The sequence below is a fragment of the Kocuria sp. PD6 genome (genome assembly GCF_031844145.1).
Classification (GTDB): Bacteria; Actinomycetota; Actinomycetes; order Actinomycetales; family Micrococcaceae; genus Kocuria; species Kocuria marina.
In genome coordinates this window covers 101,284-127,880 of record NZ_JAUZUS010000003.1, presented here as the reverse complement: position 1 = coordinate 127,880, position 26,597 = coordinate 101,284, and the positions used below count along the sequence as shown (strand labels likewise).

At 68.8% G+C, this 26,597-nt stretch carries 22 protein-coding genes; 9 read left to right on the top strand and 13 right to left on the bottom strand.

Annotation, left to right across the window (positions count from 1 at the left end):
- Window positions 1–51: 51 nt before the first annotated feature.
- Complete coding sequence (locus Q9R22_RS03605; protein WP_131332428.1) at window positions 52–1,416, bottom strand: SseB family protein; 1,365 nt, start codon at window positions 1,414–1,416, stop codon at window positions 52–54.
- 267 nt (window positions 1,417–1,683) lie between these two features.
- Here Q9R22_RS03605 and Q9R22_RS03600 point away from each other — a divergent pair, with 267 nt between their 5' ends.
- Complete coding sequence (locus Q9R22_RS03600; RefSeq protein WP_131332427.1) at window positions 1,684–3,117, top strand: DUF6882 domain-containing protein; 1,434 nt, start codon at window positions 1,684–1,686, stop codon at window positions 3,115–3,117.
- 41 nt (window positions 3,118–3,158) lie between these two features.
- Window positions 3,159–4,097, top strand: a complete 939-nt coding sequence (gene rarD / locus Q9R22_RS03595) for an EamA family transporter RarD (RefSeq protein ID WP_131332426.1) — start codon at window positions 3,159–3,161, stop codon at window positions 4,095–4,097.
- 122 nt (window positions 4,098–4,219) lie between these two features.
- Here rarD and Q9R22_RS03590 read toward each other — a convergent pair whose 3' ends face one another.
- The 4 genes from Q9R22_RS03590 to Q9R22_RS03575 all read right to left on the bottom strand — a co-directional run bounded on the left by Q9R22_RS03590 (window position 4,220) and on the right by Q9R22_RS03575 (window position 8,655).
- On the bottom strand, window positions 4,220–4,438 hold the full coding sequence (locus Q9R22_RS03590; protein ID WP_131332425.1) for a methionine/alanine import family NSS transporter small subunit: 219 nt from the start codon (window positions 4,436–4,438) through the stop codon (window positions 4,220–4,222).
- Window positions 4,435–6,216 (bottom strand): sodium-dependent transporter, encoded by a 1,782-nt coding sequence (locus Q9R22_RS03585; RefSeq protein WP_311254070.1) that lies wholly within the window; start codon window positions 6,214–6,216, stop codon window positions 4,435–4,437. The genes Q9R22_RS03590 and Q9R22_RS03585 overlap by 4 nt, the downstream gene beginning before the upstream one ends.
- A gap of 95 nt (window positions 6,217–6,311) precedes the next feature.
- Window positions 6,312–7,274: a polyprenyl synthetase family protein gene (locus Q9R22_RS03580; RefSeq protein WP_085108442.1), complete on the bottom strand. Its 963-nt coding sequence runs from the start codon at window positions 7,272–7,274 to the stop codon at window positions 6,312–6,314.
- A 109-nt stretch (window positions 7,275–7,383) separates the two neighbouring features.
- Complete coding sequence (locus Q9R22_RS03575) at window positions 7,384–8,655, bottom strand: geranylgeranyl reductase family protein (protein ID WP_311254069.1); 1,272 nt, start codon at window positions 8,653–8,655, stop codon at window positions 7,384–7,386.
- Between the two features lie 274 nt (window positions 8,656–8,929).
- Between Q9R22_RS03575 and Q9R22_RS03570 the strand changes: the two genes are divergently transcribed.
- From Q9R22_RS03570 to Q9R22_RS03555, 4 genes are all read left to right on the top strand, one after another.
- Complete coding sequence (locus Q9R22_RS03570) at window positions 8,930–10,354, top strand: isochorismate synthase MenF (protein ID WP_098054813.1); 1,425 nt, start codon at window positions 8,930–8,932, stop codon at window positions 10,352–10,354.
- An 84-nt stretch (window positions 10,355–10,438) separates the two neighbouring features.
- Window positions 10,439–11,206: an ABC transporter substrate-binding protein gene (locus Q9R22_RS03565; protein ID WP_064846690.1), complete on the top strand. Its 768-nt coding sequence runs from the start codon at window positions 10,439–10,441 to the stop codon at window positions 11,204–11,206.
- Between the two features lie 91 nt (window positions 11,207–11,297).
- Window positions 11,298–12,092 carry an amino acid ABC transporter permease gene (locus tag Q9R22_RS03560; RefSeq protein WP_064846689.1) on the top strand — a complete coding sequence of 265 codons (795 nt, stop codon included), beginning with the start codon at window positions 11,298–11,300 and terminating at the stop codon, window positions 12,090–12,092.
- Between the two features lie 234 nt (window positions 12,093–12,326).
- A complete protein-coding gene (locus tag Q9R22_RS03555) occupies window positions 12,327–13,073 on the top strand; it encodes an amino acid ABC transporter ATP-binding protein (RefSeq protein ID WP_064846722.1) in 747 nt (248 codons plus the stop codon).
- A 174-nt stretch (window positions 13,074–13,247) separates the two neighbouring features.
- Here the strand turns inward: Q9R22_RS03555 and Q9R22_RS03550 are convergent, their stop codons facing one another.
- From Q9R22_RS03550 to Q9R22_RS03515, 8 genes are all read right to left on the bottom strand, one after another.
- Window positions 13,248–13,736, bottom strand: a complete 489-nt coding sequence (locus tag Q9R22_RS03550) for an MFS transporter (RefSeq protein ID WP_311254068.1) — start codon at window positions 13,734–13,736, stop codon at window positions 13,248–13,250.
- 53 nt (window positions 13,737–13,789) lie between these two features.
- Entirely contained in the window at window positions 13,790–14,536 is a 747-nt protein-coding gene (locus Q9R22_RS03545) for an SDR family oxidoreductase (RefSeq protein ID WP_085108619.1), read from the bottom strand.
- 111 nt (window positions 14,537–14,647) lie between these two features.
- Window positions 14,648–16,591: a thiamine pyrophosphate-binding protein gene (menD, locus tag Q9R22_RS03540; RefSeq protein ID WP_311254067.1), complete on the bottom strand. Its 1,944-nt coding sequence runs from the start codon at window positions 16,589–16,591 to the stop codon at window positions 14,648–14,650.
- Window positions 16,592–16,692: 101 nt separating this feature from the next.
- A complete protein-coding gene (locus Q9R22_RS03535) occupies window positions 16,693–18,033 on the bottom strand; it encodes a GTP-binding protein (protein WP_311254066.1) in 1,341 nt (446 codons plus the stop codon).
- A 2-nt stretch (window positions 18,034–18,035) separates the two neighbouring features.
- A complete protein-coding gene (cysD, locus tag Q9R22_RS03530; protein WP_085108615.1) occupies window positions 18,036–18,968 on the bottom strand; it encodes a sulfate adenylyltransferase subunit CysD in 933 nt (310 codons plus the stop codon).
- On the bottom strand, window positions 18,950–19,759 hold the full coding sequence (locus Q9R22_RS03525; RefSeq protein WP_242670598.1) for a phosphoadenylyl-sulfate reductase: 810 nt from the start codon (window positions 19,757–19,759) through the stop codon (window positions 18,950–18,952). Before Q9R22_RS03525 ends, cysD begins: the two co-directional genes overlap by 19 nt.
- Entirely contained in the window at window positions 19,756–21,468 is a 1,713-nt protein-coding gene (locus tag Q9R22_RS03520; RefSeq protein ID WP_064846686.1) for a nitrite/sulfite reductase, read from the bottom strand. The genes Q9R22_RS03525 and Q9R22_RS03520 overlap by 4 nt, the downstream gene beginning before the upstream one ends.
- 243 nt (window positions 21,469–21,711) lie before the next feature.
- The gene (locus Q9R22_RS03515) at window positions 21,712–23,937 is read right to left on the bottom strand and encodes a PhoX family phosphatase (RefSeq protein WP_311254065.1); all 2,226 of its coding nucleotides are present in this window, start codon (window positions 23,935–23,937) and stop codon (window positions 21,712–21,714) included.
- 333 nt (window positions 23,938–24,270) lie between these two features.
- Here Q9R22_RS03515 and Q9R22_RS03510 point away from each other — a divergent pair, with 333 nt between their 5' ends.
- The 3 genes from Q9R22_RS03510 (at window position 24,271) to Q9R22_RS03500 (ending at window position 26,582) form a co-directional block, all read left to right on the top strand.
- Complete coding sequence (locus Q9R22_RS03510) at window positions 24,271–24,579, top strand: transposase (protein ID WP_305142976.1); 309 nt, start codon at window positions 24,271–24,273, stop codon at window positions 24,577–24,579.
- On the top strand, window positions 24,576–25,154 hold the full coding sequence (locus Q9R22_RS03505; protein ID WP_239317945.1) for a DDE-type integrase/transposase/recombinase: 579 nt from the start codon (window positions 24,576–24,578) through the stop codon (window positions 25,152–25,154). Before Q9R22_RS03510 ends, Q9R22_RS03505 begins: the two co-directional genes overlap by 4 nt.
- Window positions 25,155–25,232: 78 nt before the next feature.
- Complete coding sequence (locus Q9R22_RS03500; RefSeq protein ID WP_311254064.1) at window positions 25,233–26,582, top strand: MFS transporter; 1,350 nt, start codon at window positions 25,233–25,235, stop codon at window positions 26,580–26,582.
- The last annotated feature ends 15 nt before the right edge of the window (window positions 26,583–26,597 follow it).

Sequence of the window (26,597 nt, the reverse complement as noted above, 5' to 3'; positions counted from 1 at the left end):
GGGTGTGGAAACTGCGGACGAGATGCGCCGCAATTCCGACCCACCGACCTCTCAGTCGCGAGGCTGCGAGGTACCGCCCTGTTCTCGCTGCGTGACGAGCTCCAGCATCTCCCGCAGCTGCGCCGTGGGCAGGGTGGCCACGGGGGCCATGGCATTGAGGCAGATGGCCGCCGCACCCGATTCGAGCGCGAACTCCAGGATCTTCCGGGACGGGGCCGAGCGCACCGTGAGCGCCGGGTCGAGGGCGGCCACCTCCGCCGCGGACGTGAAGACCAGCAGGGTGTCCGGTGCGGCGCCCTCCTCGGAGGGTTGGACCATGACCGGGATCGCGTTATCCCCCTCGTCCCGGGTGCCGAGCATGAGGTGGCCGTTCGGATTGAGCAGGGCCCCCAGGACGTCCGCCATGGCATTGTCCAGCAGCGCTTGCTTGAGTGCCTCGTTGTGGGGTGAGCGGCCCACCCACTCGATCTGCTGGCGGGGGATCCGCAGGGCGTGTTCGGACGCCGGGTCCACCACGATCTCGTCGTACTGGGTGTCCTGCACGACCATCTCGATCATCGCGCTCGCGCGCTGGCGCAGCAGGACGGGTTCGGCCAGATCCGGGTTCTTGTTGCTGCGGGTGAACATCTCGCGGGCCTGCTCGGCGGTCGTATACACGGCCAGTGCGCGACCGCCGTCGGGCTGGGCGACCGCCTGGACCCGGATGTGGGACTGCGGCCCCACGGGCTGACCGTCCTCCCCCGGGACCAGGTCCGATCCGGAGATGTCCAGCAGCACGGTCCCGGCCAACGCCTCGCGTAGGGCCCCGGCCAGGGTCCGCTCCCCGGGTTCGCGAGTGAACGCCTCGGCCGCCGCCCGCAACCGGGGGTGCACGTCCCCGTGGGAGTCGTCCTCGGAGGTCGGTGCGAACGGCAGCTCGACCCCGGCCTCATCGGCCAGTTCCAGGGCCCACAGCGGCGTGCGCTCCTGGGTACGCGGGAACTCAGTCAGCTGAGCCAGCACGTCCCGGCCCGTGTAGGCACCCTCGTCCGCGTAGGGGCGGGGCAGCTCCCGGAAATTGTAGGACGCGCTCGTGTGCAGCGTAGGCTCGGGCCACCCGCTCGCGGCGATGCTCACGGACGCGGTGAACCAGCTCCCCCGCCCGGGCACCGCGCAGCTGCGCTGCAGTTGCGCGATCGTCTCCAGCACCGGGCTGTCCTGCTTGATGGGCCCTGCCGCCCCGGGGATCACGGAGCCGTCCCTGTTCTCGACCACCCGCAGATGGACCCGCCCGCCCTGGGGCTTGAACTCCACGAGCATGGTGTCCCAGCCCGGTTCCGTGCGCAGGACGGACATCACCCATTCGCCCACCCGTGTCACGAGTTCACGCTCACCGGGTGCGGAGGTCGTCGATTCGGGCCGAGGCTCAGAGGTCATGGTGTGGTGTCCCTTCGACCCGTGAGCCACGGGTCCGCTCGCTGTAAGATCGCGCGATCTCCCCCGGTCGCTGCCGGGCGCCGCACGCCCCCAGCCTAACGAACCGCTCGCGTGCGAGGCCCCAACACGGCCGCGGGGTACGACGTCGCTCGGTGCGGCCGCGGCGTCGTCGTCGGGTACGTGCCGCGGGCGGATACAGGGGCCTCACAGGCACCGACGTGCCGTCCGGGGCGCGCTGGCGTCCTCGCCAGTTGTTAGCCTGGAACCATGACGAAAACTTTGCAGGAGTTGATCGACGCGTCGATCTTCCTTTCCACCGAATACCAGGCAGTGCTGGCGGAACTGTCCCAGGGCGCGGAGTGGGACGTGGACTTTTCCGCGCCGTCGTTCACCCTGCAAACCACGCCTCCCGTCACCCTGACCCCCTACCTGCTGGGCACCGAATCGGCGTCCCGCGGGTCCTTCGTGTGGTCGTGGCAGGAACTCGGGCACTTCAACCCGCGCGTGGTCTCCGCCGCCGTGCAGGCCAAGCAGGCCGGTGAGCGTCACGAGGTCTCCGAGCTGACCACGGACGAGCTGCCCCTCGAGGACGGTCTGGCCCGCCGGCTGACCCTGGCCGCCAAGGCCGTCACGGGTCTCTACGCCCACTACCCCGCGCGCGCCGGTGGCAACATCACGGCGTGGTTGCTGCTGGACGGCCCCGAGTTCGAGCTGCCCCGACTCACGGAGCAGCGCATGATGCAGGTCATCGGGGAGTCCCTGACCACGGGCACCGCCGTGGACCACAACCTCGCCGTAGCCAGCTACGCCAAGCTGCGCGGCGCCCACGTGGAGTGGGACACGGACGCCACCTGTGTGGTCACCGTGCACGACGGCGCTCAGCGCTTCTGGTTCGACGACCACCAGATCACGGGCGTGGAACCCGCTGAGCCCTCCGTGGGCGAGGACGAACTGCGCGAGCTCGAACACCAGGCGCAGACCCACCGCGAGGCCCTGCTCGAGGACCGCCGTGCCGCGGTGGCCCAGGCCGAGCAGCTCGGTGAGCAGCAGCGCGTGGAGTCCGCCGAACGCAAGCGGCGCGAGCGTGAAGAAGCCGCCGCAGCGGCGTCGTCCACGTCCGAGCGGGAGGAGCCGCTGCCCAGCGAGCTGTCCCGCGAGGAGATCGAGGCGCCCGAGCCCGAGCAGCCCGAGGGGGACGTGGCCGTCCCCGCGAGCGAGGTGCGGGACCCGGACCGCCCGTTCGACCAGGAACCCACCTCCGGACCCGCCGAGCCGGGTCGCGTGGAGACCACGGTGCTGCCCGGTCCCTCCGGAGATGCGGCCACCGCCGGCCCACAGGCCTCCCCGCACCCCAACACCACGGCCATGTCCCGGATCCCGGACCCCGAGTTCGCCGCGGCCCAACCGGGGATGCAGGACGAGGACGCGGCGCGGGACACGCGCGAACCCACTGCGCCGGAACCGAGCGAACCCGCGACGGAGCAGCCAGTCCTGCGGGACGTCTCCGAGGACACCGTGGCCGGCGAGCGGGCCGAGCAGGAGACGGTGGTCGCCCGCGAGACCGTCGCCGGCCCCGGCGCTGCTGAGGACGACATCTCCGCCCCCGCCGTGGTGGACGGCCAGAAGGTCGAGACCAACGAGCAGGCGGAGAAGAAGGGCAAGAAGAAGCGCGGTTTCCTGAGCCGTTTCTTCGACCTCTGATCGCGAACCGACGCGGCGGTCACCGGGGATAGGATCGGACGGTGACTGACAACGCGACTTCCGGCCCGGGCCCTCACCAGCAGAAGAGGGCCCGGGCCGGTTTCGGCTACGGGTTCGCCGCGTACGGGATCTGGGGGTTGCTGCCCCTGTACTTCGTGGTCCTGGCCCCGGCCACGGCGTACGAGATCGTGGCCCTGCGCATCGTCTTCTCCCTGGTGGTCTGTCTGCTGATGCTGGCCGTGACCCGCTCCGTGGGCCGGTTCATCCGGTTGTTGCGGGACGGCTCGGCGGTGCTCGCGCTCACGGTGGCCGGTGTGCTGATCGCCGGGAACTGGTTGCTGTACACGGTCGCCACGACCACGGGGCACACCCTCGAGGCGTCCCTGGGGTACTTCATCAACCCGCTCGTGGCCATCCTGCTGGGTGTCCTGGTGCTGCACGAGAAGCTGCGCCCCCTGCAGTGGACCGCGATCGCCGTGGGTGCGCTGGCCGTGGTGATCATGGCCGTGTTCTACGGCGCGGTGCCGTGGCTCTCACTGGGCCTCGCCTTCACGTTCGGCTTCTACGGCCTGGTCAAGTCCCGCGTGGGCTCGCGCTATCCCGCGCTGATCACCCTCACCGGGGAGACCGCCATGATCACGCCGCTCGCGCTCGTGGCGGTCGCGCTGCTGGGCGCCCAGGGACAGATCACCCTGACCTCCGAGGGCACCGGGCATTTCCTGTTGCTGCTGTCCTCCGGCGTGATCACCGCTGTTCCGCTCCTGCTGTTCGGCGCCGCCGCCGCCCGGCTACCCCTGAGCACCGTGGGCATGCTGCAGTACATCGCACCGATCGGCCAGTTCATCCTGGCCGTCCTGGTCTTCCACGAGGAGATGCCCCCGGAGCGCTGGGTCGGTTTCGGCCTCGTGTGGCTCGCCGTGGTGCTGCTCGTGCTCGACGCCGTCCGCGCACCCCGCGCGCCCCGTCTCCCCCGCCGCTGAGCGCACCAGGTCTCACCGCCGCTGAAAGCACCCGATCCCCCGCCGCTACGCGCACCCGGGGCCCGGAACGAGAAAAGGCCACCCCTGGCCAGGGGTGGCCTTCTCTCATGGGACCGCGTGAATCAGATCCGCGACTCGGGAGCCGCGCCGGCGTTCACCCGGGATTCCGGGTCACCGTCGGTGGCCGCGCGGTGCGCGGCGTCCTCACGGGGGCCCTCCGACGGGGTGTCGAGCTCGTCGACCTCCTCGGGCGAGCGCTTGATGTTGATCAGGGCGAGCAACAGCCCACCCCACACGGTGACCATGGCCACGATCATCATGACGACGGAAATGGTGCTCATGAGAGTTCTCCTTCCGAGCGGCGGGACTGGACCTGGGCGGACGACCGGCCCGCGGCGTCGCCGACAGGGTCGGTGTGACCCGATCCGGCGTGCGCCCACGGGGCCTGGCGCTGCACCACGGTCCCGTCCTCGATGGCGCGCAGGGAGAAGTCCTGGCCCAGTGCGGGGGTGCGGGTCGCGGTGTCCTGGTAGTGGGACAGGGGCTTGTGGCGCGCGAGGGTGCCGCGGTCCACGTAGGCGTCCTGGATGGCGGGGGCGGGGCTCGTGAAGGCCTCCGCGGTGCGCCGGGACCAGGGCAGTCGGGACAGCAGGTAGGCAATGACGATCAGGGCCACGGCCATCCCCCACCCGAACGTGTTCACGAACCACTGCGGCATGTCGTTGTAGCCCTGGGACACGGTCTCGGTGAGCTGGTCGATGAGGATGTAGCCCAGGATCACCGGGGTCACACCGCCCACCATGATCATCCACGTGCGCCCGAGCTTGAAGGACGAGACCGAGTTGATGTGGTCACGCAGCGTGGGCAGCGCCGAGAAGCCCGCGGTGAGCAACAGCACGGACACCAGGGCCGCGGCCACGATGCCGAAGTTGTTCACGAACGCGTCCACGACGTCCAACAGGTTCAGCCCCGTGGTCGTGGGGAAGAACAACAGGGAGATCGCGGCGAGCGGGATGACCACGATGGCCACGGCCGCGGGGCGCGAGAGCCCGAGCTTGTCGCGGAAACCGGCCACGATGACCTCCACGATGGAGATCAGGGACGTGAACCCGGCGAACGCCAGGGCACCGAAGAACAGCACACCGATCAGCGTGCCGAACGGGGCCTGGGAGATGATGGCCGGGAAGGCGATGAACGCGAGACCGATCCCGGACGTCGCGACGTCGGCGACTTCCGTCCCCGAGGCCGAGGCCATGAAGCCGAGTGCTGCGAACACGCCGATACCGGCGAGGATCTCGAAGGACGAGTTCGCGAAACCGACCACGAGCGCGGAGCCGGAGAGGTCCGAGCGGGGCTTGAGGTAGGACGCGTAGGTGACCATGATGCCGAAACCCACCGAGAGGGAGAAGAAGATCTGCCCGTAGGCCGCGACCCACACGGAGGAATCACCCAGTGCGGACCAGGACGGGGTGAACAGGGCATCCAGACCCGCGGCGGCACCCGGCAGCGTCAGGGCCATGCCCACCATGATCAAGAACATGACCACGAGCAGCGGGATCAACACCACGTTGATCTTCCCGATCCCGTTCTGCACGCCCATCATCAGCACGATCAGCAGCACGAGCCACGCGATGGCCGTGGTGATGAACACCGGCCAGATGAAGTCGAAGCCGATCGTGACCTCGTCCGAGACCCGCATGTAGTCGCTCATGAAGAAGGTCGCGGGGTCGTCCCCCCACGCCTTGCTGAACGAGAACACGGTGTACTGCATGGCCCATCCGATGATCAGGGCGTAGTACACGGCGATCACCACGCAGATGGCCAGCTGCCACCACCCGATGGCCTCGAGTTTGTGGTGCAGCCGTCGGAAGGACAGCGGGGCGGACCCGCGGTAGCGGTGACCCACCGCGTAGTCGAGCATGAGCAGCGGGATACCGGCGGTCAGCAGGGCCACCAGGTAGGGGATGATGAAGGCGCCGCCGCCGTTGTCGAACGCGACGTACGGGAACCGCCAGATGTTGCCGAGCCCCACGGCGGAGCCGATGGCGGCGAAGATGAACATGGTGCGCCCGGAAAATGCTTCCTTCGCGGCGCGACCACGTGTCGTGTCTGTGGACATGGATGAACCTCACGCGGGACGAATCCCATCGGCGCGCACGCGGAAGCCCTCATGGCGCGCAAGTGGATTACGGATGCGCCAAGCTTACTGAGAACTCAGCCCCTGCGATGCACCACGCCGTGCGCGAATTCGATCAGTGCCGCTTTGGCCACGGAATCGTCGAGCGGTTCGAGGGCCGCGATGGCCTCGTCCGCCCAGTCGTTGGCGATCTGCCACGCCTCCGCAGCCGCGGGGTGCTCGGACACGGCCTCGACGGCGCGGGCCAGGGCGGCGTCGTCGGACAGGTCCCCGTCCACGAGCTCGAGCAGCTCGCGCGCGGAGGCCGCGGCGGCCGGGTCGGAGCCGGCGGCGTCGCGGCGCAACAGCAGGACCGGGAGGGTGTCCACGCCCTCGCGCAGATCCGTACCGCGTATCTTGCCGGAGACGTCCGGGTGGCCGGTGAGGTCGATGATGTCGTCCGCGAGCTGGAACGCGAGTCCTACCTTCTCGCCGTAGACGACCATGAGATCCACCACGGAGCGGGGCCCCCCGCCCAGCAGGGCGCCGTACTGACCGCTCGCGGCGATCAACGAACCGGTCTTACCGGAGAGCACCTTGATGTAGTGGGCCACGGGATCCTCGTCCGGGGCGGGACCGGTGGTCTCCTGCAGCTGCCCGATCACCAGGCGCTCGAACGTGGTCGCCTGGATCATGAGGGGTTCCTGGCCCAGGGCGGAGACCATGGCGGAGGCACGCGCGAAAATCATGTCCCCGGTGAGGATGGCCACGGTGTTGCCCCACACCGTGTGCGCGGTCTGCACGCCCCGGCGCATGGGGGCGGAGTCCATGACGTCGTCGTGGTAGAGGGAGGCCAGGTGGGTCAGTTCCACGACCGCGGCGGCCTCGATGACCTCGTCCGTGACCTCACCGGCCACTTCCGCCGCGAGCAGCGTGAGGAGGGGCCGCACCCGTTTACCGCCGGCGTCGAGCAGGTGCCGGGCCGTGACGTCCGCGATCCGGTCCGCGGAGTGCACGGACTCTGCCAGCCGCTGCTCGATCCGATCGAGGCTGCGCAGCATGAGCGGGCCCAGGCGGGAGTCCTGGGCGATGAGCTCGAACCCTTCGGGCAAGCGCAGGGAATCATTCGGGCGGCTGGGGTCAGTCACGATCCACCACTCTATCGACAATTCAGCTCGCGGGGGTCAGTGCGTCCAGCACCGCGATCGCGCGATCGGTCACAGTCCGGGCGGGCCGGTCCGACAGTTCCGTCATGACCCGCACCGCGAAGCGCATCATGGCCGGGACACTCATCCCCGCCCGTAGGGCCGCGGTGAGGATCGCCGGGTGGCCGATGAGCTCGGCGAGCGCCCGGCCCTGCGTGAAATGGGCCCCCCATTCGGCTCGCACGAGCTGCGGGTAGCGGGCGAGCGCGTTCTCCCGTTGCTGGGGCCCGTTGGCCTCGGCGGCGTCCACGATGCACGACGCCGCGAACAGCGCGGACTCCATGGCGTTGGAGATCCCCTCCCCGTTGAACGGGGACACGAGCCCCGCGGAGTCCCCGAGCAGCATGAGCCCGGGAACGTAGTGCGGGGTGCGGTTGCCGGCCATGGGCAGCGCGGCCGAACCCACCCGGCCCACCTGGTGCTCCGGGTCGAAGGTCCACTCGGCGGGCATGGACGCGGCCCAGTCACGCAGCACCGCGCGGTAGTCGAGCTTGCCGAACGCGGGCGAGGTGTCCAGGATGCCCAGGCCCACGTTCGCGGTGCCGTCCCCCACACCGAAGACCCAGCCGTAGCCGGGCAGCAGGGAGCGCTCGGGGTCCGTGCCGTCCGCGAGTTCGAGCCACCCCTCCATCCAGTCGAGCTCCGAGCGCGGGGAACGGTAGTACGTGCGCACGGCCACGCCCAGGGGCCGATCCGTGCGCCGGTGCAGACCCGCGGCCACGGCGGTGCGGGTTGAGTTGCCGTCCGCGGCGAGCACGAGATCCGCGCGGTGCTCCTCCGTCTCGGAGGTGCGTCGCCCAGTCGCCGGGTCCATCACGGCTGCCTGCACGCCCACGATCCGCCCGGTGTCATCACGAAGCACGTCCCGCACCGTGCGGTGCTCGATCACGTGCGCACCGGCACGCCGGGCGTGCCGCACGAGGTCCTCGTCGAAACCCGCGCGCGTGCGCACGAGTCCGTAGGACGGGAAATCGGTCAGTTCGGGCCACGGGACCTCCACGGTGCGCCCGGACGCCACGAGTCGCAGTCCCTTGTTGGCCTTATAACCCTCCGCGGCGCCGTGCGGCAAGCCCATGAGCTGCATCTGGCGCACGGCCCGCGGCGTGAGGCCGTCCCCGCACACCTTCTCCCGCGGGTAGCCGCTCTTCTCGAGCACGGTCACCGCGATCCCCTGGCTCGCCAACCAGTACGCCGCCGTGGCACCGGCGGGGCCTCCCCCGCTGATCAAGACCTTCACTGCGCCGCGGCCCTCCGCTTCCTGTGTTCTTCCTTGTGATGTCGGCGCGCCCGCGTGCTGGACGGACCACCCGCCCATTGTGTCATCGCCCGCCGACGCCGCTGTCCCCGCCGTCGTCGCGGCCGCCGCCATCCGTGCGGTGGCGCGGGCCTCGCCATGTACACCGTGCCCGCCGTCGTCGCTCCGCCCGCGGACTCGGCAGGAAGCCGGGCCGGTCCCGGTCCCACCCGACCGACACCGCCGCGCCCACGCGCGCGTCCTATGCTTGAGGACGATGACACCCGAGTTCCCCGCACCCCGCCTGAGTGCGCTCACCCTTCCCCTGTCCGAAGTTCCCGCGGCCGCGGAGTTCGCCCGCAACCCGGACGTCCGGCGGTTGCTGGGCAGCGCGGACCCGGCCACGTGGATCATGCGCGGCAAGGGAATCGTCGGCCTCGGTCGCGTGGCGGCCTACCGCGTGCGGGGCGGGACCCGGTTCACCTCCGCGCGCGTGTGGTGGGACGAGCTTCGCCAGGACGCGACCGTGCATGACTCCGTGCAGCGCCCCGGCACCGGTTTGCTGGCCTTCGGGGCGTTCGCGTTCGCGCCGTCCTCCACGGTGGACTCCGGGCTCATGGTCCCCGAGCTCGTGATCGGCACCGACGCCCATGGCGCGTGGCTCACCCTGATCTCCACCGGACCGTCCGAACCCACGGTCGAGGACGTCGACGCCGCGTGGCGTCGCCTCGTGCGCGCCGCACCCGCGGTGGCGCGGCCTGAGGAACCGGACGCAGCGGCGTCGTCGTACCCCACGGCCGTGCCCGGGACCCTGGACGAACAGCGCTGGATGGAGGCCGTCGCGGACGGCGTGGGGATGATCCGCGCGGGGGAGCTCGACAAGCTCGTGCTCGCGCGGGACGTGGTCGTGGACACCGGGCGGCCCATCGAACTCGGTGCGGTGCTGGGGCGGTTGAGCGAACGCTTCGCCACGTGCTGGACGTACTGCGTGCGCCTGGGCCCGGAGCAGGAAGGCTCCGAGCAGGAGGGCCCGGACGACGGGGAGGGTGCGGGCCGGTTGCTCGGCGCGACCCCCGAGATGCTCATCCGGGTGCATCGCGGCACCGCCACGGCCCGTGTGCTCGCCGGGACCCTGGACCGCCAGGACCTGCCGGACGGCGCCAACCCCGAGGACTTCGCCGGTACCGAGCTGGGCGGGTCCGAGAAGCAACAGCGCGAACACCGCTTCGCCGTGGACTCTCTGATCACGGGGCTGTCCCCGTACGCGGATGAGGTCTCCGGCGGCGAGCACCCCTTCATCCTGGCGCTGCCGAACGTGTGGCATCTCGCGTCGGACGTCACCGCGCAATTGCGTGCGGGCGTGGACGGGACCCTGCCCTCGGCCCTCGAACTCGCGGAGGCCGTCCACCCGACCGCCGCGGTGTGCGGGACGCCCACCGAGACCGCCGGGGCCGTGATCGAGGACCTCGAACGCATGGACCGTGGGCTCTACGCCGGCCCTGTGGGCTGGCTCGACGGCGCGGGTAACGGCGAGTGGGGCATCGCCCTGCGCGGCGCCGTGCAGCTGGACGCGCACCGGGCGCGCGTGAGCGCCGGCTGCGGGATCGTGGCCGAATCCGATCCGCGCGCCGAGCTCGCCGAGACCTGGGCGAAACTGCGCCCCATGCTCGAGTCCCTGCCCGCACGGTGGGACCGGGAGTAAAGGGATTCCGGGCCGATCCGGGCACCCCGTAGTAAAATCGCCACGAGTTTCACCCGGAACCCCACATCTCCCCGAGGAGCACACATGTCAACCCTGCGCCGACTCGTTCCCGCGCTCGCCGTCCTCTCCGCCGCAGGCTTGGCACTGACCGGTTGTGAATCGACCTCCGGGGGCGGCTCCCAGGCCGGTGGCTCCGACACGTTCACCGTGTGCACCAACTCTCCGTACCCGCCGTTCGAGTTCGAGAAGGACGGCAAGATCGTGGGCTTCGACATGTCTCTGGGGGACGAGATCGCCAAGGACCTGGGCCGGGAGAAGAACGTGGTGCAGGCGAACTTCGAGACCCTCGAGTCCGGAGCGGCGCTGGACACCGACCAGTGCGACGCCGCCATTTCCGGGATCACCATCACGGACGCCCGCAAGCAGTCCGTGGACTTCTCCAAGCCGTACTTCAACGACCAGATCGCCCTGCTGACCACCAAGGATTCCGGGATCCGCGACTTCGACTCCGTGGGGGACAAGACCGTGGGCGTACAGCAGGCCACCTCCGGTGAGCAGTTCGCCAAGGACAAGCACCTGAAGACCCAGCAGTTCGAGGACGTGGAGCTCATGTTCCAGTCCCTCGAGTCCGGTGGCGTGCAGGCCGTGTCCGGGAACATCTCCACGCTGTCCAAGCGCGCGAAGGACAACCCGGACCTCGAGGTCGTGCAGACCGTGGACACCAACGAGAACCTGGGCGTGGCCGTGAAGAAGGGCAACACCGAGATCCTCGACTCCGTGAACAAGACCCTGGACCGCATCACGAGCGACGGCACCATGGACAAGATGAAGAAGGAGTGGATGGGCCTGTAGGCTCCACTCCCCGAGAGCAGGACATCCGTGCCGGGCGGTGTGACACCGCCCGGCACGCATATGTGGGCAACCCACGGACAGGGAGACATCCATGGCCATGACCACCCGGCAGCGCGCCAAGCTGTCGCGGGGCATCCAGTACGCCGTACTCGTCGTCGTACTGGTAGCACTCGTGTTCCTCGCGGACTGGAACGTGCTCTACCAGCGCGTGTTCAACCCCGAGGTCGCACTGAACCAGTTCCCCGGGATCATCACCGTGGCGCTGAAGAACACCCTGATCTACACGGTCCTGGGCTTCGTGGTGGGCCTGACCCTGGGTGTGGTCCTCGCGCTCATGAAGCTCTCCTCCGTGGCGCCCTACCGGTGGATCGCGACCCTCTACATTGAGTTCTTCCGCGGCGTGCCCGCGCTGCTCGTGTTCCTGGCCCTGGGCTACGGCATCCCCCTGGCCTTCGGCTTCCGCTTCAACCACTACGTGACCGTGATGATCGCGCTCGGCGTGGTCGCCGCCGCGTACATCGCCGAGTCCCTCCGCGCAGGTCTGCAGGCCGTGCCCCCGGGGCAGTACGAGGCTGCCCGCTCCCTGGGCATGTCCCACACCCGCGCCATGGTCACGATCGTGATCCCCCAGGCCCTGCGCATCGTCCTGCCGCCGCTGACCAACGAGGTCATCCTGCTGACCAAGGACTCTTCCCTGGTCTATCTGCTGGGCATGGGCGTGCAGCAGTACGAACTCACCAAGTTCGGCCGCGAAGGCATCTCCGACGCCGGTGCCGGGCTGACCCCGCTCGTCGTGGCCGGCATCTGCTACCTGATCATCACCGTGCCGCTGGGGCTTCTGTCCCGCCACTTCGAAACCAAGACCGACCGGGTCAAGAAGTCCTAGGAGCTCCCAGTGTCCACTTCCGCAGCCTCCCCCGATCCCGCATCCTCCGACCCGTCGGCGACCCCCGGGGCGGATCCCGCCCGGGGTTCCCAGCACGACGCCGCCTCTACTGCAGGTCCCAGCTCTGCCGCGACCGGTCCGGGCCGTTCCGCTGCCCGGCCCCCGGGTGTATCTCGAGCGTCCTCCGACGACGCCGCTGCCGCGTCCGACCGGGGCCACTCCGGTTCCGCCGCGGTGCACGTGCGCGAGCTGCACAAGTCCTACGGGGACCTCGAGGTGCTGCGCGGGATCGATCTGGACGTGGCCACAGGTGAGGTCGTGTGTCTGATCGGGCCCTCCGGTTCCGGCAAGTCCACCCTGTTGCGCTGCCTCAACCTCCTGGAGTCCCCGCAGTCCGGGACCATTTCCGTGGGCGGGTTCACGGTCACGGACCCAGATCTGGACGTGGACGCCATGCGCCGCCGCGTGGGCATGGTGTTCCAGCAGTTCAACCTGTTCCCCCACCTGAGCGTGCTCGAGAACTGCACGGTGTCCCAGGTCAAGGTGCTCAAGCGCTCCAAGGAGGAGGCCAAGCGCATCGCCCTGGCGAACCTGGAACGCGTGGGTCTGGAGGCCAAGGCCGGCCAGCGGCCCACCCAGCTCTCCGGCGGTCAGCAGCAGCGCGTGGCGATCGCCCGGGCGCTGTCCATGGACCCCGATCTGATGTTGTTCGACGAGCCCACCTCCGCTCTCGATCCCGAGACCGTGGGCGACGTCCTCGCGATCATGCGCCAACTCGCGGATGACGGGATGACCATGCTCGTGGTGACCCACGAGATGTCCTTCGCACGCGACGTCGCCGACCGCGTGGTGTTCATGGACGGCGGCGTAGTCGTGGAACAGGGCCCCGCCCGCGAGGTCATCGGCTCACCCCAGCACGAGCGCACCCGCACGTTCCTCTCCCGGGTCCTCAACCCCACCACGGTGGACACCCCGGAGTAATCCGCCCGCCGACTCCCGTGCAACGGGGGCCCCGCCCACGTGATCCCGCAGCAATGGGCGGGGCGCTCGACGCAGCGTGGAAGCACACGACGACGGCGCCGCTGTTCGGGAAGAACAGCGGCGCCGTCGTGGTGGAACACGGGTGCCGAGCGGGTGCCCGACCGGATCGGTGGATCAGACGCGATCCGTGACAGGGATGTCGGTGGCGGACCCCGGGATGTCCTGGGTCTCGAGGATCTCCTCGGCCTTGGCCTTGGCCTGTTCCACCGTGCGCTGACTCGGGACGAGGATGGTCACGAGCGCACCGAACAGGGCCACGGCACCGAAGATGTAGAACGCGGTGGCACCTCCCAGGTTGGCGGCCAGGGGCCACCCGCCGATGAGCGGGCCGAAGATCCCGCCCAGGCGGCCGGAGCCGGAGGCCCAGGCCACGCCGGCGGCACGTGCGTTGGTCGTGTAGTCGTTGGACGTGAAGCCGTAGATCAGCACCTGGGTACCCAGGGTGCCCACACCGGCGATCGCGATGACGATGAACAGCACCGGCAGCGGGAACGCGATGGTCATAAGCGCCAGGGTGATGGCCGCGAGCACGAACGTGGTGGCCACGATGCGCTGCGGGCCCGAACGGTCCGCGAGCTTGGAGGCGAGCATGCCGCCGATCACCGCGCCCGATCACGACGTCATGAGCGGCCCCTGCGGGAGGCGATGAACCGCGGTCAGCCCCGGTTCACCATCCCGGAGGGCCGCACCGAGATCACCTCGACCTGAGAATCCCGCGTGGCGTCCACTGCCGTGCGCACCGCCGCGGCAATCTGCTCGGGGCGGATCCAGTCCTCGGGGTGGTACTCGTTGCCCATGTACGCCTGCAGTTCCTCCTGCATGTCCGTGGCCACGCGCCCCGGGTGCACCGAGCTCACGCGCACGCCGTTCTCGCGTTCCTCCTCGCGCAGCGCGTCGGTCAGGGCGCGCAGGGCGAACTTGGTCCCGGAGTACAGCGCCGCCGACGGGCCCGAGGTGAACCCCGAACCCGAGTTGATGGCCACGACGTCACCGCCGGCCACGCGCAGCTGGGGCAGGGTCAACCGGGTCAGCTGAGCCACGGAGATCACGTTGACGTCGAAGATCCGCTCCCACTGCTCCCGCGTGGCCTCCTCCACCCGCGCTTGCGGTGCGATCCCGGCCGAGTGGACCAGCACGTTGAGCCCCTCGAACTCGTCCCGCAGGGGTTCCCACGCCTCGGCGACCTCCTCGTCCGAGCTCACGTCCGCGGTGAACGCCCGGGTCCCCGGACCCAGCCCGGCGAGTTCGTCGCGGACCCGCTGGACGTCGTCGGCGGAACGTCCGCCCACGAAGACGATGTGGTCCCGTGCGAGGTCCTGCACGATGGCCCGGCCGATGCCGCGGGTGGCGCCCGTGACGAGCGCGGTGCGGACGGTGGTCGTGTGAGTGCTCTGCTCAGTCATGACGCCATGCTAACGAGCGCCCCGGACACCATGGGCGGCGCATACGGCCGCCGCCGGCCCGGGACGGTACGCACGGCGCACGGTGAAAAACATGTGAGCGCCGAGTGGCATTCACTCCCCCGCGCGAGGCTCCCGTTCGGAGGGCTCGCCCTCAAGGTACTCCCGCACCGCTCGCGCACCGGCGTCCCTGGCGGCCACGTTGAAGTCCCGCAGGCTCTGCCGGTCCAGTGTGACCTCGATGACCCGCCGGCCGGCCACGGGTGCGGCGAGCGCGGCGGCGAGTTCGATCGCGGTGTCCGCGCTCACGTACTGGACCCCGTACGCCGCACACAGCTCCGCGATCCCCACCGTGTGGGGGGTTCCGAAGAAGCGCTCCACGGTCGCGGTGTAACGCGGGTCCCGGCCCAGATCCCCGTGTTCCAGGGTCTGGAAGATCCCGCCGCCGGAGTCGTTGACCACGATCATGTGCAGGTCCGGGACGCTTTCGCCGGGTCCCAGGAGCAGTCCCCCGGCGTCGTGCAGGAACGTCAGGTCCCCCATGACGGCACGCACGGGCCGCCCCGTCCCCAGTCCCACGCCGTGCGCGGTGGCCACGGTCCCGTCGATCCCCGCGAGCCCGCGGTTGGCGATCACCGCCAAGGGCCCCCGGGCGCGGGCCACGAGATCCAGGTCCCGAACGATGTTGGAGGACCCCGCCACGAGTACCGACCCGTCCGCGCACGCTGCGTCCCACACCGCCCGCGCTACGTGCAGGCGCGTCAGCGAGGGTTGGTCGTCCGCGAACCGCAGCACAGCTGCGTCGGCGGCGGCTCCCGCCTCGCGCCACGCCTCGAGCCACCCGGGTTCCGCGGGTCCGACGGCGCTCGCTGCCTCCTCGAACGAGCCCACCGCGTCCTCGGGGCGCCTGCCGTGCTCGAACCACGGGGAGGGATCGGGTCGCACGGCGATCACCCGCACGTCGGGGCGCTTGAGCAGCGCCGAGACACGGCGACTCAGGGTCGGGCGGCCCGCGAGGATCACCGAGTCCACGCGCTCACCGAGGGGTGAGTCCAGCACGCTCTCGTAGGACGCGATGGCGGCCTCTCCCGCGCGCGCCTGGGACGAGGGCTCGGCGAGCAGGGGCAACGAATGCTCCAGCGCGAAACGCTCGGTGGTAGGCCCCGCGCCGTCGCCGGCAAAGATGAGGGGATGCGCGGTGCCCGCGGTCGCCGAGGGTGCCGGGGGCGCCGAAGACTCAGAGTCGGAAGACACCCGCCGCGCGGCATTGGAACGCATATCCGCGCCGTCGGCCTCCGACGTCACGCGCACGGGCTCGTTCCATGGCGCCGACTCCGCGATTCGCACCGACTCGGCGGGCGGGAGGAACGGCTCCAGGAGCACCGACCACGGGTGCACCCGGATCCGCGCGGCACCCCCGGAACGCACGGGCCGCACCTCACTCGCGAGGTCGCGGGCCCAGCTGCGCAGGTGACGGTGGTCGTCGTCGCACACGGGGTACAGCGGATCGCGCAGGGCCACGTTCACATGCACGGGTCCGGGCGGATCCTGCTCATCGCCGGGAAGGGCGGCCAGGACGTGATCGAGCAACGATTCCACGTCCTCGCACTGCTGCGGCCATGACAACTGCGGATCGTCCGGGGGTAGCAGGTCCACGGCCGCGCGCACGAAGTTGGCGAACATCCCGGGTTGCCGCGTGGTCTGGTTCGCGCCGGTCCCGCGCAGTTCGGGCGGCCGGTCCGCGCTGAGCACCACCAGGGGGACCCCCGCGTGGGAGGCCTCCATGACCGCCGGGAGCAGCTCACCCACGGCCGTCCCGCTCGTGGTCACCACGGCGCACGGCAGGCCCGTGGAGCGGGCGATGCCGAGGGCGGTGAAGGCGGCGTCGCGCTCGTCGATCCGCACGTGTACCGACAGTGCGCCGCTGGCCTGCGCTGCGGCCGCGGCATATGCCAGCGGCGCGGAACGCGACCCCGGGGACACCACGAGGTGTTCCATCCCGCGCATCGCGAGGGCGCGCAGGACGGCGGTGGCCGAGACGAGGCTGGGGCTGATCACGCTCCAGAGCGTACCGACCGGCACCGACACGCACAGCGGCCCCGGTGCCGCGCCGTCGTCGACGACGTGGACCGGGGCCGCAAAGGTCACTCAGGGATGGCTCAGATGGCCCACTCCCCCGCGTCCGCGCGGAGGTTACCCAGCACACCCGGGGTGTTGACGCTGTCGTCCTGCACCATGCCCGCGGCCTGCGTGCGACCGGACTGTGGGTCGATGAGCAGGAACGAGCCCAGCGCGTGCGACTGCGTGTACGCAGTGGTGAACAGCGGTTCGGCCACGCGCACGGTCACCCGGCCGATATCATTGAGCTCGAACGACTCCACCGATTCCGCGGCGAGGCTCTCGAGGTTCAGCCTCCCGTCGAGCGAGCCCACGATCCCGCGCACCACGCGCGTGGTGTGCTTGAGCAGCACGCGCTGGCCCTCGCGCAGGGGCTTCTCGTCGTCGAGCCAGCACACCACGGCCTCCACCGACTTGGTGCCCGACGGCGCCCCGGCCGGTTCCGCGATCAGGTCACCGCGCGTGATGTCGATCTGGTCCGCAAGTGTGAGGGTCACGGACTGCCCGGCCACGGCGTACTCGGCGGGAGCCCCGGCCACGTCGATGCGCTCGACCGTGGTGGTGCGCCCGGCCGGTTGCACGGCGACCTCGTCCCCCACGGCCACCGAACCGGAGGCAATCTGGCCCGCGTAGCCGCGGTAGTCCACGAACTCCGGGGACAGTGCGGCGGACTGCGGGCGGATGACGCACTGCACGGGCAGCGCGAACCGTTCCGCCTGGGTGAGCTCGGACGAGTCCGGGAGGTTCTCGAGCCAGCTCAGCAGGGACGGACCGTCGTACCACGGGGTGTCCTGGGAGGCCTCGACCACGTTGTCGCCTCGCAGCGCGGAGACCGGGATGATCCGCAGGTCCAGCACACCCAGTTCGTCCGCGAGTTCGTGCAACTGTCCGCTCAGTTCCCGGAACGCTTCTTCCGCATCGGGCAACAGGTCGATCTTGTTGACCGCGACGATCAGGTGCGGCACTCCCAGCAGGGCCCCGACAGCCAGGTGGCGCCGGGTCTGCTCCATGATCCCGTGGGTGATGTCCACGAGCACGATCAGCGCGTCCGCGGTGGAGGCACCCGTGACGGTGTTGCGCGTGTACTGCACGTGCCCCGGGCAGTCCGCGAGGATGAAGCTGCGCGCGGGCGTTGCGAAATAGCGGTAGGCCACGTCGATCGTGATGCCCTGCTCGCGTTCGGCCCGCAGCCCGTCCGTGAGCAGCGCGAGGTCCGCGGCGTCCAGGCCGCGGGACTGGCTGACCCGTTCGATCGCGTCGAGCTGGTCCACCAGGATGTTCTTGGTGTCGTGCAGCAAGCGGCCCACGAGCGTGGACTTGCCGTCGTCCACGCTGCCGGCCGTGGCGATCCGCAGCAGGCTTGCTCGGTTCTCGGTGCTCATCTCTAGAAGTAGCCCTCTCGTTTGCGGTCCTCCATGGCGGCCTCGGACACGCGGTCGTCCGCGCGGGTGGCCCCGCGTTCGGTGAGGGTGCTGGTCATGACCTCAGCCAGCACCTCCTCCGCGGTCGTGGCCGGGGACTCCACGGCACCCGTGCAGCTCATGTCACCCACGGTGCGGTAGCGCACGGTGCGCTGCTCCACGGTCTCGTTCTCCCGCGGGCTCACGTACTCACCCACGGCGAGCCACATCCCGTCGCGGCTGATCACGTCCCGCTCGTGGGCGTAGTACAGCGGGGGCAGGTCGATGCCCTGCTCGGTGATGTAGGACCAGATGTCCAACTCGGTCCAGTTGGACAGCGGGAACACCCGCACGTGCTCACCGGGGCGGTGGCGCGTGTTGTACAGGCTCCACAGTTCGGGGCGCTGGTTACGCGGATCCCACTGACCGAACTCATCGCGCAGGCTGATGATGCGTTCCTTGGCGCGGGCTTTCTCCTCGTCACGCCGGGCGCCGCCGTAGACGACGTCGTGCTTGCCCTCCGCGATCGCGTCCAGCAGGGGAACGGTCTGCAACTGGTTGCGGGTGCCGTCCGGGCGCTCGGCCAGGCGGCCGTCGTCGATGTAGTCCTGGACCTTGGCGACCTCCAGACGGATCTTCAACCGCTCCACGGTGCGATCCCGGAACTCCAGGACCTCCGGGAAGTTGTGCCCGGTGTCCACGTGCAGCACGGGGAACGGGATGGGTGCCGGCCAGAAGGCCTTGGCGGCCAGGTGAAGCATGACCACCGAGTCCTTGCCGCCGGAGAACAACAGCACGGGGCGCTCGCCCTCGGACGCGGTCTCGCGGAAGATGTGGATGGACTCGGCCTCGAGACGCTGCAGCTGGGAGAGTGTCACGGACTCGGAGGTGGTCGTGGTCATAGATGGATCCCGCATTCTGTCTTGCCCACACCGGACCAACGACCGGCGCGGGGGTCTTCTCCGGGTGCGACCTTGCGCGTGCACGGTGCGCACCCGATGGACGGGTAACCCTGGCCCAGCAACGGGTTGACCACTACGAGGTTCTGCTCGGCGTAATCGACCACGTGGTCGAAGCTCCAATCCACCACGGGGTTGAGCTTGACCATCTGGTGGTGCTCGTCCCACTCCACAGGCGCGGCGTTCGCGCGGTGGGGTGTCTCCTCGCGTCGCAGCCCGGTCACCCAGGCCTCGTACCCGGCCAGGGCCTTGTCCAGCGGCGCAACCTTGCGCATCCCGCAGCACAGGCCCGGGTCACGGTCATGGAGCTTGGGACCGTACTTGGCGTCCTGCTCGGGAACGGTCAGCTCGGGCAGCAGGGTCCGCACGTTCACTGGCCAGTCCGAGGCGAAGCGATCGCGGGTCTCAAGGGTCTCCGGGAAGTGGTAGCCCGTCTCCAGGAAGAGCACGTCCACATCCTTAACGTGATTGCTCACCAGGGCGGGGACCACGGTGTCGGAGGCCATGGAGCACGCGACCGCGAGCTTCTTCCCGAAGGTCTCGGCGGCCCACGCGAGCACCTCGTCCGGGTCCGCATCCCGCAGTCCGAAGCGCTGCTGCGCCTCCTCGACGAGCGCCTTGAGCTCCTCGACGGAGCGGGTGCGTCCGGGGGAAGCGGCCGCGGGGTCCTGCTCGATGGTCGTGGTGTGAGCGGACGACGACGACGCGTCCGCCGCGCCGCTGTTGCCTGCGGTGTCGGTCCTGGTCATTTCAGTGAATCCTCCTGGGCGTTCAGGGCCCACTCGGCGAAGCTCTGGTGAGCCTCGCGCTCGTCGAGGAACGTGCGGGTGACACGCTCCACGTAGTCGGACAGGTCATCTGCGGTGATCTTCAGCCCGCGCACGGTTCGACCCAAACCGCCCTCCTCGCGGTCCGGGGAGGCCAGGCCGCCGCCCAGGTGCACCTGGAACACGTACTCCTCACCGATGTACTGGCCCTTGAGACCGATGTCCGCGGTCTGGATACGCGCGCACGAGTTGGGGCACCCGTTGATGTGCAGGGAAATGGGGGTGGGGATCTCCACATCCTGGAGGCGCTGCTCCATGTCGTCGATCACCCGCGCGGCAAGACCCTTGGTCTCCACGAACGCGAGCTTGCAGAACTCGATCCCGGTGCACGCGATCGTGGACCGGCGGAACGGGCTGGGCTTGGCGTGCATCCCCCACGGGCGCAGCGCCTCGATCAGGGAATCCACGTTCTCCGGGGCCACGTCCAGCACCAGGACCTTCTGGTGCGGGGTCAACCGGATCCGGCCGGAACCGGCGGCCTCGGCGGCGTCGGCGAGCGCCACGAGGGCGTCACCGCTCAGGCGACCCGCGGTCAGCGCGAAGCCCACGTACTTCTTGCCGTCGTTCTGCTCGTGGACCCCCACGTGATCCGCGTGACCCACGGCGCGCTCGGGGGCGGGACCGTCCGGCAGCTCGCGACCCAGGTACTCGTCCTGGAGCACCTGGCGGAACTTCTCCGGGCCCCACTCGGCGAGCAGGAACTTCAACCGGGCCTTGGTGCGCTGCTTGCGGTAGCCGTAGTCGCGGAAGATCGCAGTGACCCCGGCCCACACGGGCACGACGTCCTCCGGCGCCACGAACGCACCCAGGCGCTCCCCCAACCGCGGGGACACGGACAGTGCACCGCCCACCCACAGGTCGTAACCGGGACCGAGTTCCGGGTGGTTGACCCCCACGAAGCTGACGTCGTTGATCTCGTGCACCACGTCCAGGGTGCGGCTGCCGGTGATCGCGGTCTTGAACTTGCGCGGCAGGTTCACGTAGTCCGGGTTGCCCACGAACTCTGTGCGCAGCGCCTCGAGTTCGGACGTGGGATCGATGATCGGATCCGCCTCGACGCCCGCCACGGGGCTGCCCAGGAACACGCGGGGGGTGTCACCGCACGCCTCGAGGGTCGTGAGCCCCACCGAGTCCAGGCGTTCCCACATCTCGGGGACGTCCTCGATGCGCAGCCAGTGCAGCTGGATGTTCTGCCGGTCGGACACGTCCGCGGTGCCGCGCGCGAAATCCCGGGAGATGCCACCCAGCACGCGCGTCTGCTCCGTGGTCAGCTGTCCGCCGTCCAGGCGGATGCGCTGCATGAAGTACTCGTCCGAGAGCGATTCGGCGTCCAGCTTGGAGGTCGACGCACCGTCCACGCCCTGCTTGCGCTGCGTGTACAGGCCCAACCAGCGGAACCGCCCGTGGACGTCGTCCGCGGGGATCGAGGCGTACCCCGTCTTGGAGTACGTGTCGATGATCCGCTGCCGGACGTTGAGCGAGTTCTCCTCCGCTTTGAACTCCTCGTTGTGGTTCAGCGGCGTGCGGCCGCTGACCTTCCACTGGCCCAGATCGGTACCCTTGCGGGGTCCGCGCACGCGGCCGGACGCCGCGGCGGGGGCCTTGTCCTGGGTGTCGGCGGAGGGTGTCATGGGTGCTCCTTGGGTGAGGGGGAGGCAAGTCGCTCCAACGTACCGAGCGAGCCCTCAGTGCAGCGATTCACCGTCACAAACACGTCACATAGCCGGCCTTCCCCCTGGTCACCCGCGGGTACAGGCCTACGTCGCTCGGCCGACACCGCGGCGTCGTCGCCCGCTGTGCCCGGGCACGACGACGCGGGCGGAACCGCGGTCCCCGCGATCCCGCCCGCGCATGCGTGCGGTGGTGCTACGAGCTCAGCCCTCGAAGGACTTGGGCGCCTGGCGAGCGCGGCGCTTGAGCTCGGCATTGCTCTTGCCCTGGTACCCGCGGTACTTGGGGCCGTTCTTGCCGTTCTTGCGGCGCTTGTCCTGGTTGCGGCCCTTACCCGGCTTGTCGCTCACGCCACCGGGGAACTCGGGCTGGTCCTCGCGGTTCTTGTGGAAGACCTGGACCACCGCGGGGCGTGGCATGGAGAACTCGCCGGCCCCGGCGCGCGTGGGCAGCACGTAGTCGGGGAAGTACGAGCGGGGCTGCTCGAACGTGCCGTCCTCACCGGGGTGCTGCACGGCCACGTAGACCATGCCCTCGGTGTCGTGGATCACGGGACCGCACGTCTCCGCGTCCTGCGGCACGGCCAGGAACTGCTGCACGCGACCGCGATTGGCACCCTGGAGGTCCACCTTGAACAGACCGTCGTTGTAGCCGATCTTGGAGGGCGCACCGTCCGTGGAGATCCACAGGTTGCCCGCCTTGTCGAAGGCCACGTTGTCGGGGCACGAGATCGGGGAGACCTTCTCCTTGGGGAACCCCCCGAAGTACGTCCCCGAATCCTTGGTGGGGTCACCGCACACGAGCAACAGGTTCCAGTCGAAGCGCGTGGCCTGGGGCCGGTTATTGCGCTCGGTCAGTTCCAGGATGTACCCGTCACGGTTGCCGGTGCGGGGATTGGCCTCGTCCACGTCCGCCTTGCCGGGCTTGCCGCGATCGGAGTTGTTGGTCAGCGCCGCGTACACCTTGCCGGTGTGGGGGTTGGGCTCCACATCCTCCGGGCGGTCCATCTTGGTGGCGCCCGCCTTGTCCGCGGCGAGGCGGGTGTAGACCAGGACCTCCTCCACGGACATGCCGCGGACCATGGACTTTCCACCCTTGAGCAGGGGCAGCCACTCGCCGGTGCCGTCGAACTCGCCGTCGCGGGGCAGCTGGCCCGTCCCAGTGATCTCGGGGGCCTGGGAGTTGCCGCGCAGCCGGGCCACGTAGAGGTCGCCCTCGGAGAGCAACTTCATATTGTGGGCCTTGTCGCCCTTGCGGTATTTGCGGGACGAGACGAACTTGTAGATGTACTCGAACTTCTCGTCGTCACCGGAGTACGCGACCACCGTGCCGTCGTCACCCACGCGCACGTTCGCGCCCTCGTGCTTGAAGCGGCCCAGCGCGGTGTGCTTGATGGGCGCGGAGTTGGGGTTCTGCGGGTCGATCTCCACGACCCAGCCGAAGCGATTGGGCTCGTTCTTGTACCCCTCGATCCGGGCGTCGAAGCGCTTCTCCACCTCGGGCCAGCGGCGGGACGGCATGGTCGTGGGGAAGCCGTAGCGCTTCTCCTCGGCGGTGCCGGAGGTGATGAAGTACTGGTGCACGTTCTCCTCACCGGAGAGCACCGTGCCCCACGGTGTCACACCGCCAGAGCAATTGTTCTGGGTGCCCAGCACGCGCTTGCCGGTGGGGTCGTCCTGCGTCTTGAGCAGATCGGACCCCGCGGCGGGCCCGTCCATCACGAACGTGGTGGTCAGCGTGATGCGACGGTTGCGGGCGCCACCGCGCACATAGGTCCACGGCTCCCCCACCTTGGTGCGGGAGATCTCCACGACCGACATGCCGTGCGCCTGGATCGTGGTCTTGACCATGTTGGTCAGGTTGGTCTTGTCGTAGCCCGCCGGGAACATGGTGTTCTCGTTGGTGTACTCGTGGTTGTTCACCAGCACGCCCGTGAGCCCGTTCGGGTCCGGGATGATGTCCAGATAGTCCGAGTTGAATCCGAACTGCTTGGCTTGCGCTTCGGGGGTCTGGTTCTTGGGGTCGAACTCCGGGGAGTCGTAGAACAGGGGGTCACCCCAGCGGATGATGGGCGACCAGTCGTAGCCCTTGGGCACCGAGAGGTCGTCCACGGTCATGTCCACGGGCTTGATGGGCGTGAAGTCCAGGCGGGCACGGCCCTGACCCCAGTAGGCGTAGGTGGCCTCGGCCGGCTGGGCAGTCGCGGCGACCACACCCACGGTCACGGCCCCGGCCATCCCCAGCCCCAGGGCGGCACGGCGGCTGACGGCTGCGGAGATGACGTCGTGCACGTACTCGTTGCCGGATGTGTTCGCGTCCGGGGTCATGCACTGGCTACCGCACTTGAGTTCACACGTGAGCGGGCTTCGCTTGCCGTTGACGTGGCCCAGCATGGGCAACAGGCGACGGCGTTCGGGTGCTTGGGTCATGGCGTGGCTCCCTGGGTGGGACATGCATTGATGCATGTCAGCGAGTGGTTCCGCTGCTCAGCCCACCATCACGGCGTGATCGCCACGCAACCACCGGGCGAACGACGGGTTAATTGCGCGTCTGTCACGGACCACCTTCGGGGCCCCGCACGCCGCGTGCCGCATTGTGGCGACTTTGGGTCCCGGGCTGCATACAGGGGCGGGTTTCAACCCCCGTTGACGTGCTGGGGCAAGTTCGAGCCACCTCGGCCCCTCATCATGGATCGGGACTGCTGTACGGGGGGTGACATCTGAGCTGGCTTGCCCGTCGGGCGGCCTGGAAGGATATGCACCATGCCCGCTGCATATCCCCGAGAGTTCCGCGAAGACGTCGTTCGTGTGGCGCGCGCCCGCGAGGATGGGATCACGCTCGCGCTGATCGCTCGTGACTTCGGCGTTCACGAAATGACTCTCCACAAGTGGCTACGTCAAGCCGATATCGAGGACGGCAACCGTGCCGGAAGAACCCGCGAGGAGTCCTCAGAGCTGCGCGACGCGCGCATGAGAATTCGTCTTCTTGAGCAGGAGAACGAGGTCCTGCGCCGCGCGGTTGCGTACCTGTCTCAGGCGAACCTGCCGTCACAAGGCTCTACCCGCTCGTGAGGGAGCTCGCTGTCAACGGGATTCCCGTCGCGGTGCCCTTGCGGGTTTTGAAGCTCTCCCGCCAGCCCTACTATCGGTGGCTGAAACCCCAGGTCACCGCCTCGGAACTGGTCCAGACATACCGCGCGAACGCCTTGTTCGATGCCCACCGCGATGACCCCGAGTTCGGATCCCGGTTCCTGGTCGCAGAAGCCCACGCGGCCGGGGAGGCGATGTGTGAGCGGACCGCGTGGCGGATCTGCCGAGACAACCAGTGGTGGTCGGTCTTCGGGAAGAAACCAGGGAAGAACGGCAAGCGCCCCGGTCCTCCCGTTCGCGAGGATCTCGCGAAGCGAGACTTCACCGCGGATGATCTCAACGAGCTGTGGTTCACCGACATCACGGAACACTGGACTGATGAGGGAAAGCTCTATCTCTGCGCGATCAAGGACGCGTTCTGCGGGCGGATCGTGGGCTACTCCATGGATTCCCGGATGAAGGCCCGCCTCGCGGTGAACGCACTGGTCAATGCGGCCACTCCGACCGCCAGAAGGCCCCGAACGCCACAATGTGCTGCTGCGTCTCCCGCGCAGTAGCAACTCGACCGGATTCAACTCCGGAAAACCCCGCACAGTCAGCCCTCGTAACCATCGACGTTCCCTGAAAGGCATGTTTTGGACATTCGCCGTAAGATCGACATTTCCAAGATGTCGGCATATCAATGGGTCATTGTTGCACTAGCCGCGTTTCTCAACGCCCTCGACGGGTACGACGTGTTGGCAATGGCCTTCACCGCGACCTCCGTCTCCAAGGAGTTCGAACTCACAGGAGCCCAGCTGGGCTGGCTGCTGAGTTCCGGTCTGATCGGCATGGCTGCTGGGTCACTCTTGCTGGGCCCGTTCGCTGATCGCTTCGGACGTCGCAAGATCTTGTTGGTCGCGGTTGGCATCAATGCCGCAGGTTTGTTCCTTTCCGGCACGGCGAACTCCGCCCTTGAGCTGGGCGCATGGCGAGTCATCACCGGGCTGGGTGTGGGCGGCATCCTCGCAACGGTTACGGTCATCACCAGCGAGTACTCCAATTTGAAGAATCGCGGCATGGCCATCAGTATCTACACCGCCGGCTACGGGGTGGGTGCCACACTGGGTGGAATGGGTGCCACCCAGCTGATTCCCGCTTTCGGATGGCGCTCCGTGTTCCTTGCCGGTGGCCTTGTGACATTGTTCGCAGCCGCTTTGATCCTGGTGATCCTGCCAGAATCTGTTGATTACTACCGTGTCCGACGCCCCAAGAATGCCGAAGAGAAGGTGGCTGGAATTGCCCGACGGATCGGGCTCAAGGGGGACGTTTTCCTGGGGGATGCACCCGCCACAACCAATCCGTCACAGGGTAGCGTGACGCAGCTGCTTGGTGGCCGGTACCGGGTTTCGACCATCCTGCTATGGGTATCGTTCTTCGTCATCATGTTCGGCTTCTACTTCGCGAATTCGTGGACGCCGAGACTTCTGGTTGAATCCGGGATGACGGAGCAGCAAGGCATCGTGGGGGGCCTGATGCTGACCATGGGTGGAACCTTCGGTTCGCTGATCTACGGTGTTCTGACCATTCGGCGTAACGCGCGCAACACGCTCGTGGTGTTCACTATTCTTGCGGCCGTGCTATTGGTGGCATTCATTACTACTACATCAATTCCGGCTCTCGCATTCCTGAGTGGTGTTGTCGTGGGAATGCTCATCAACGGCTGTGTTGCGGGACTCTACACCGTGGCACCTCAGACGTATGCGCCGGAGGTGCGAGCAACCGGTGTCGGATGGGGTATCGGAATTGGCCGGGTGGGAGCCATTCTGGCACCCATTCTGGTGGGCACCCTCCTCGACGGCGGCTGGTCACCGACCCAGCTCTACATCGGGGTTGCGGTCGTGGTAGCTCTAGCTGCCTTCGCGGCCTCGCGCTTGAAGCCCCATATCGATACTCCTTTGGTTGAATCCGCCACCGAGGAGCCCACTCCGGCTGCCCGTCGCTGAACCGGACTTGCCAAG